The organism is Lactobacillus acetotolerans DSM 20749 = JCM 3825, assembly GCF_001436775.1.
In the GTDB taxonomy this organism is placed as follows: Bacteria; Bacillota; Bacilli; order Lactobacillales; family Lactobacillaceae; genus Lactobacillus; species Lactobacillus acetotolerans.
The window spans coordinates 1-7543 of the sequence record NZ_AYZC01000056.1 but is presented as its reverse complement, the minus strand read 5'-3'; the positions used below and the strand labels follow the sequence as shown (position 1 = coordinate 7543).

The following is a 7543-nucleotide window of genomic DNA, read 5'->3' as shown; positions in this document are numbered from 1 at the left end:
GGCAGAGCAACGGACTCTTAATCCGTGGGTCCAGGGTTCGAACCCCTGGCCACCCATTAATATGAAAATAGCACTGCAAGTAGGCGGTGCCTTTTTTATGCAAAAAAATAAGGTAGAACGCCTCAAAACAGCATTCTACCTTTTACTATTTATTCTTATTTTTCTTTATATGTTTATACGAACCATACATTGTAATAAGCAAAGCAACATCAACTATAACAATAAATGGCAACATTATTGGCCATGAATCATTTAAAAAAGCCCAGATATTAAAAATAATTAGGAAGAGCAACAAAACAGCAACAGGCCAATAACCTATTTTACTGGTAAGCCGAGTAGAAAAATCCCCGTATCCTGGGGTGTCTTCCAAACAGACTTTTGCAAAGAGCATTATCACTATAGCTAACGCTAAAGAATCCATACTACTTGCCTCCTTGCATATTTTTCACCGCTAAGTAAGATAAAACAATTAAAGAAATAATTACTATATTAACTACGGCAAAAATATACCATTTCACGACAACTGATATAAAACCGGCTTCGTAAGGCATCTGACTTTGAATTAAATAAATATCTAGAGTTATTAGAATTATTACCCACAAAGCCACGTTCCAATAACCCACTTTTTTCAGATACGCTTGATAGTACTTCTTAAACTTTGGCGTTAAACCGAAAATTACAAGTACCATTAATATTGGAAATAATATATCTGGTCCTGACATAATGATTCACTCCCTACTTAGGCAAAAAAGCAAAGGAAATTATTTTCTTTTTTTCAATCGATATATACTATTTAGATATAACTCCAGCAATGCCGACAATAATATTACTAACATTGGAATAATTAAATCTACTAAGTTATACATATAACGGCTTGTCATTATTACAACCAACAATAATATTCCGATCAAGCCAAGAGTCACAGCCATAATCTCTAAATTTTCTAGTACAAGGTCAAATCTTGCCTTGCGGATAATTCCAATTATTAGGAGTAGTACCCCACCAGCTAATTCTATTACCACACCCGTAATCAATTTAGAATAAATTACACTATTAATCCCGGTTACTAATATTTCTAATCCAGAAATCAATGCCATTAGTAAAAGCATCATCCCCAAAACAAAAGAATTTGCTTTAGTTTTACTGTTCCTTAACCCAAAAACAATTGTAATAAAGCCGATAATAACAAAAATGATACTGACAATTTCAAGTACGTGCATTAAGATTCCTTACTTTTTAATTTCACAGAAATAATTGAACATAATTCTCTATTTTTAGTATGACATCTTATCAAACAGATTGCACTAATCCTTTTAACGTTTTTTCTTCTATCACTTTTCATGATAAAATTATTTAAATACAATTGGCAAAGGGAAAGGAGAGCTGTATGGCAAAACATACTTACTATTACCATAGCGACACAGATGACGTCGTTAATAGCCATGATCAAAGCTACAGTCTCCCCGATGATTACACTATCCTTCCCACCTCGCTTGGAGCTAAAATTTGGTCACCAATAGTACGGGTAATTGCCACTATACTTAGTTGGCTATATTCCAGGCTCATTATTCATATCCATATAATAGGGAAAGAAAAAGTTAAAAAAGTTAAAGATCAGGGCTATTTTATTTACGGTAACCATACCCGGCCGGTTGGGGATGTTTTTACCCCACTAATAATTTTTCCGATTCTTAATTTCTATGCCATTGCTGCCCAAGCAAATTGGGGCATCCCCTTTATTGGAAAATTTGTTATGCCATACGCTGGTTTACCCGTTGGTCACGATATTAAGCAATCTCTTAAGTTAATCCAGGCAATCAAAACCGTAATTAATAAGAAAAAAGGCGTTGTTCTCATCTATCCTGAAGCACATGTGTGGCCATACTATACCAAGATCCGTCCCTTTGATCCGACTAGTATGCACTTTCCTGTTGCGCTTAATGCCCCGAGTTTTACCATGACAACAACTTATCACAAGCCAAGATTTGGCAAACGGCCCAAAATCGTCATTTACATTGATGGGCCCTTTTATCCAGATTTACATTTAAATAGGAAGAAAGCCCAGATTAAGCTTCATGATCAAATTTGGGATACCCTTAATAAACGGGCTAAATTAAGTAACTACCAATATTACAATTACAAACAAAAATAGACTAAGGAGTTTACATGAATATTCTTTTTTGTGGCGACAGCAACGCTGAAGATGGTGTATTAATAGCTACCCTATCTTTACTAAAAAATTCAGGTGCAGAGGAACTTCATATTTACGTCTTAACAATGTATACCCGAAACTATAAAAAGAAATACCATCCTTTTAGCAAACATGCAGCTGACTACATTCGCTCACTTTTAGTTAAGCAAAATCCCAACAATACCTTGAGGCTAATTGACTGTACCAGTCTTTTCATTGAAGAAAATCCTGCGGCAAATATGAAAAATCATTTCACGCCCTACGCAATGCTCAGGCTCTTCTCAGACCAGTTACCACAAATTCCCCACCGTATTTTGTACTTAGACGATGACGTTATTGTGCGCAGAAGCCCAAAGATTTTTTATAAGCAAGATTTAACCAACGTCCAATTGGTCGGGATATTGGATTATTGGGGCAGATTTTTCTTCCATAATTATCATGAGCATAAAATTTTCGATTATATTAATTCTGGTGTTTTGCTCCTTAATATGGAAGAAATCAAGGAGACAAAGCTTTTCGCCAGGGTTCGGCACATGATGCAAGTTAAAAACATGTTTATGCCGGACCAATCAGCAATCAATAAACTTGCCACGGAAAAGAAAATCGCACCTAGACGCTACAACGAACAATATAAATTGCAGCCCGATACCGTTATTCAGCATTTCACCACGAGTTTTCGCTTCTTCCCATTCTTCCGTACCCAAACCGTCAAGCCTTGGGATGTTAAACGCATACACAGTGTGCTGAAATTACACGAATACGACGATTTGCTTAACCTCTACCTCAAAATAAGGCATAATCTAAGAAGACAATAATATCTATTTACTTGGAGAATATATATGACAATTCCGATTTTTTACACAATTAGCGATAACTATACAGCTTACGCTTACGTTTCAATTCAGTCTTTAATTGATCATGCCGATTCTAACAAAGATTATACGATCACATTGTTAGTTCAAACGCTCAGCGATAAGCATAGAGAAAGCTTAAAGAGCCTCGAAACTAATAACATCCACATCAATATTTTTCATATTGACGATAAAATGGTTCGCCCCATCCATAATAACGATGCAAATTATCTCCGGGGACAATTCTTCACCATGTCTATTTTTTATAGATTATTCATCCCTGACCTATTCCCTCAGTATAACAAAGCAATTTATTTGGATGCTGATACGATTATCTGCACCGACATCGCCAACTTATACGATATCGATTTTGGCAACAACATGTTCGCAAGCTGTCCCGACCTTTCAATCCGCTTTATGCCATTACTGCAAAAGTATATTAAGAAGTGCCAAGGGATCTTTCCACCTGAAAAATACATTAATGATGGTGTTATCTTGTTTAACATGAAAGCATTCAGAGACAAAAAATTTGTTGACAAATTCTACTACCTAATCAAGAAGTATAACTTTGATGATGTAGATCCTGATCAGGCATACATGAACGAAATCTGTGAAGATAAAATTTACCATTTGCCAAAAGAATGGGATGCTATGCCTAACGACAATATGAAGGAAATCGCAAATCCTAAAATTGTCCATTACAACTTATTCTTCAAACCGTGGCACTTTGCAGACGTACAATATGGCCGTTATTTCTGGAATATTGCCAAAGAAACACCATATTATAAGCAATTGAAAGAACAACTAGATGCCTTTACTGATGAAGACCGGAAAAAAGCTCGCGCTGGATTAGACGCTATGGCAAACAAGGTTAATAAAATCGTCGATGAAGATGTCACTTGGGCTAAAGTTAAAAAGACCACGTCAGTAAAAATATAAACTAAGATAAGGACCAATCTAGCTATGATTATTGGAGCAGATCGCGAACGAGTGATTAAAAATATTAAAAAGGCAGCCAATGCCCGTGATTTCACTGCAAAAGTTGAAGTTGGCGATCCAGTTATGTCCCTTAAAGACAGGACAGAATTGGTTAATAACTTTTGGAAAGGCCAAAAAAGCTTTTCCGGTAAGGTAAACAACGATATTGGACACATATTCTTCAATGCCTTAACCAAAATTTTAACTTCTTCAACTGAATTTAGAGGGTTAAACTTACTAAAGAATTTACCTAAAGGTGGGGCTATTGTAACTGCTAATCACTTCAATCAAATTGATTCATTACCAATTAAACGACTTGCAGACAAAACCCACCACAAGCTCTCAATTGTAATTGAAGATACAAATTTGAAGTTGCCCGGGATTTTAAGTTACCTCATGACCTATGTGGGTACAATTCCACTAATAAAGAGTACCAGTTATATCGCAAATAAATTTCCTAAGCATTTACATGATGCCTTAGAGAATAATAATTGGGTACTAATCTTCCCTGAGCAAGAGATGTGGTGGAATTATCGCAAGCCCCGCAAATTACGCCGTGGTGCCTATTATTTCGCCGCAGAGCAGAACGTACCAATTGTTTCTACCTTTATTGAGATTCAACCTTTACCTAAATTAGAAAAAGACCATCCGGACTTTTACCAAACTAAATATATCGTTCATGTGTTACCAACTATCTATCCGGATGTTTCGTTAAACGCTCATGATAATTCAAAACAAATGATGGAGAAAGATTACCAAAAAAAAGTTGCTGCATATGAACAAATTTATGGTAAAAAATTAAATTATGATTTTACACCGTGGGACATAGCCGGTTGGCGCAATAAAGCTAATCTTCCCAAATAATAGCAAGCATATTAATAGACTTAATAATTTAAGCAGATTATGATTAAGTTAGACAGATGATTAAAACGTTTTTATAAGGAAGGAGCGTTCTTCTATGAAGAAATTCACAAAAGAATCTTTATTACACTATGACGGTAAAGACGGTCGTCCAGCTTACGTTGCAGTTGATGGAACAGTTTACGATGTAACCAATAATCCACACTGGACTGGTGGCACTCACCACGGTCATTTAGCTGGCCGCGATTTAAGTGTAGCTATCACTCATTCACCACACGGTAAGAGTGTTCTTAGCAAGTTAAACAAAGTTGGTACTTACAGCGAAAATTAATTAAAAATTTTAATACCTTAAAAGCAGATCCGTAACAAATACGGGGCTACTTTTTTTAGATTATAGTTAGACAAAGCAAAAAGAGCGCCCAATCATTTTTTGATTGAGCGTTCTTTCTTCGTCCTTAAAATTGTGTACGTATGTTAGGACATTGCTATGCCTTTAACGAGTTGTTTCAAAATTTGCTTGCTTGAGGTAACGACCGGAACCAATGATGTAGTAGCTCTTACCACGAATCCCGACAGGATCGCCGTAAGTACCAACTACTTGGTGCTGCTTCACCACCTTCCGGCCGATCCGATTACCATACTGACTATAAATATAGGCATTATGCGTAAGTTTACGTTTAGTTGCGTCAATGTTGCCAGCTGCTATGTAGTAATTATTAGCTGCTACATAGAATTTCCGACCATTGATCGTCTTCATACCATAAGTCTTTACCTTAGAATTCAAGTTTAAGATCACCTTATTAGCACGTTTACCTTCTTTGTTATACAAGTAAGCATTATGCTGCAAAGCTTTAACAGTGAATGCTTTATCACTATCTTGCTTAGCATTTGGTGATAACTCACTATTAGCCAAGTCTGGATAAGCAATCTTCATAAAGTTATTCGCCTTCATAAAGTGGTTATGATCAATGGTGTAATACTTCTTGCCACGGATCGTGACCACGGTGCCATAAGTAGCTACATTTTGGCCAGTCTTAACGACTTTCTTACCCACACGTTGACCATACTTGTTATAAAGATAGGCATTGTGCTTGAGCTTTCTAGTTTGGCTTACCGCGTTGCCAGTTGCTAAGTAGTAATCATTGTCCAGAGTAAAGAACTTCCGGCCATTGATGACAACCATACCATAAGTAGTGACAGTGGAACCAGCCTTTAAGACTGCTTGGTTAGCCCATCTGCCATCCTGACCATACAGGTAGGCATTGTGCTTTAAGACCTCTTCCTTAGCAGTGTCGTGGCTATTATTACCAGTATTTCCATTGACATTTTTATCGACAATATTAACCATGACATTAATGGAAGTCTTTGTTCCATCCGGATAAGTTACGACGACTGTGCCTGCTTGCTTACCTTGCTTGGAGGTATCTGGTGCAGGCTGCCAGCTATATTTAGTACCATCTGGCATTTGATCCTTATTTGTAATCGCATCACCAGCATAAGTGGTATCGTTACTTAAGTCCGTACCTTGCGGAATATCGACTTCACCAGGGATCGGTAACTTTGGTGTCCGATCTGGTTCTGGCAGTGAACCGCCACCATTCTTAGTGTAATAAAAGACAAAAGTCTTTTGCGGGTTAGTATTCTTCGTCAAAACATAAGTCTGGGCATCTGGGTTTACTAACTTATAACCAAACGGTGCCTTTTGGGCTGCATCGTCACCACTAGCAGTAACTACATCGCCATAATGACCACCAGTGCCTAAGACATAATCAGTTAGACCAGGTACTGGCTTAGTTGTTCCTTCTAAGTAATGCACAACTTTAACCGTATCACCTGCTGCTACCGGGTCACCAACAACATAAATAACTTTATCCTGACTTTGGGTACTATAGGTGATAGGTCCTGGTTGTACATAATTGGCTGGCATATCGTCAGGATTAGTAGCATAGTGGTAACCATCCGGAATTGGATTTGCTTGGATAACGGCTCCATCCTGACTTAGATCAATCGTATCACCGACCTGGTTACCAGTTGGAGTAATTGTATTACCCACCTGATTACCATTCTTTAGCTCATATTTAACTGTTACGTTAGTTTCTGGGTCACCTGCTAAATAGATAGTGACTGTATTGCCAGTGGCAGTGAAATCTGCTTTAGTTGGTTGCGTTTGTCCAGCTAATTCTGCATCAGTTGTGGCATATGTATAACCAGTTGGAATATTAGGAGTAATATAAGTGGATTTAACTGTGCTATCAGTTAAATCTAAAGATTTACCAGTGAAACCAGGAATTACATCACTGGTATAAAGTGTTTTATCAGTGTGTTTAGCATTAACAAATTTCAGGGTAACCGAAGCATTGGCAAGTTCCCAGGTACCCGCATGTGCTTTACCGTTCTCTAAGTCAGCTACCGTAGCTGACTTAGAAAGATCACCATCTTTATACCAAGTCGTGCCAGGTATTCCAGCACCACTAGCTAATTTGGTTTTCTCACCCAAAGTTAATTTATTTAGATTACTAGCATTCAACATATTACTCATATTAGAAACATTGCTAGTATCAAAATTAGAGATGTCCAAGCTAGTTAAACCACTGTCATAAGCAAGCATATCACCCATGTCAGTGACTTGGCTGGTATCAAAGCTAGACAAATCCAAACTCGT

At 37.3% G+C, this 7543-nt stretch carries 9 protein-coding genes; 5 read left to right on the top strand and 4 right to left on the bottom strand.

Going from position 1 to position 7543, the window contains the following annotated elements:
* Window positions 1-145 precede the first annotated feature (145 nt).
* From FC77_RS07085 to FC77_RS07075, 3 genes are read right to left on the bottom strand one after another with little or no spacing between them, the layout of a single operon-like run.
* Window positions 146-421 (bottom strand): hypothetical protein, encoded by a 276-nt coding sequence (locus tag FC77_RS07085; protein WP_056970941.1) that lies wholly within the window; start codon window positions 419-421, stop codon window positions 146-148.
* Between the two features lies 1 nt (window position 422).
* Window positions 423-722 carry a hypothetical protein gene (locus FC77_RS07080; protein ID WP_056970939.1) on the bottom strand — a complete coding sequence of 100 codons (300 nt, stop codon included), beginning with the start codon at window positions 720-722 and terminating at the stop codon, window positions 423-425.
* A 39-nt stretch (window positions 723-761) separates the two neighbouring features.
* Window positions 762-1220, bottom strand: a complete 459-nt coding sequence (locus tag FC77_RS07075) for a hypothetical protein (protein WP_056970937.1) — start codon at window positions 1218-1220, stop codon at window positions 762-764.
* Window positions 1221-1387: 167 nt separating this feature from the next.
* Here FC77_RS07075 and FC77_RS07070 point away from each other — a divergent pair, with 167 nt between their 5' ends.
* The 5 genes from FC77_RS07070 to FC77_RS07050 all read left to right on the top strand — a co-directional run bounded on the left by FC77_RS07070 (window position 1388) and on the right by FC77_RS07050 (window position 5212).
* Window positions 1388-2152 carry a lysophospholipid acyltransferase family protein gene (locus FC77_RS07070; protein ID WP_056970936.1) on the top strand — a complete coding sequence of 255 codons (765 nt, stop codon included), beginning with the start codon at window positions 1388-1390 and terminating at the stop codon, window positions 2150-2152.
* A 14-nt stretch (window positions 2153-2166) separates the two neighbouring features.
* A complete protein-coding gene (locus FC77_RS07065) occupies window positions 2167-3006 on the top strand; it encodes a glycosyltransferase (RefSeq protein WP_056970934.1) in 840 nt (279 codons plus the stop codon).
* A 24-nt stretch (window positions 3007-3030) separates the two neighbouring features.
* Complete coding sequence (locus FC77_RS07060; protein WP_056970932.1) at window positions 3031-3981, top strand: glycosyltransferase family 8 protein; 951 nt, start codon at window positions 3031-3033, stop codon at window positions 3979-3981.
* Between the two features lie 24 nt (window positions 3982-4005).
* A complete protein-coding gene (locus FC77_RS07055) occupies window positions 4006-4884 on the top strand; it encodes a lysophospholipid acyltransferase family protein (protein WP_056970930.1) in 879 nt (292 codons plus the stop codon).
* A 94-nt stretch (window positions 4885-4978) separates the two neighbouring features.
* Window positions 4979-5212: a cytochrome b5 domain-containing protein gene (locus FC77_RS07050; RefSeq protein WP_054681609.1), complete on the top strand. Its 234-nt coding sequence runs from the start codon at window positions 4979-4981 to the stop codon at window positions 5210-5212.
* Between the two features lie 162 nt (window positions 5213-5374).
* On the opposite strand, the gene FC77_RS07045 is transcribed toward FC77_RS07050, so the two are convergent.
* The coding region (locus FC77_RS07045; RefSeq protein ID WP_156641848.1) for an SLAP domain-containing protein at window positions 5375-7543 on the bottom strand (2169 nt) is incomplete at its 5' end.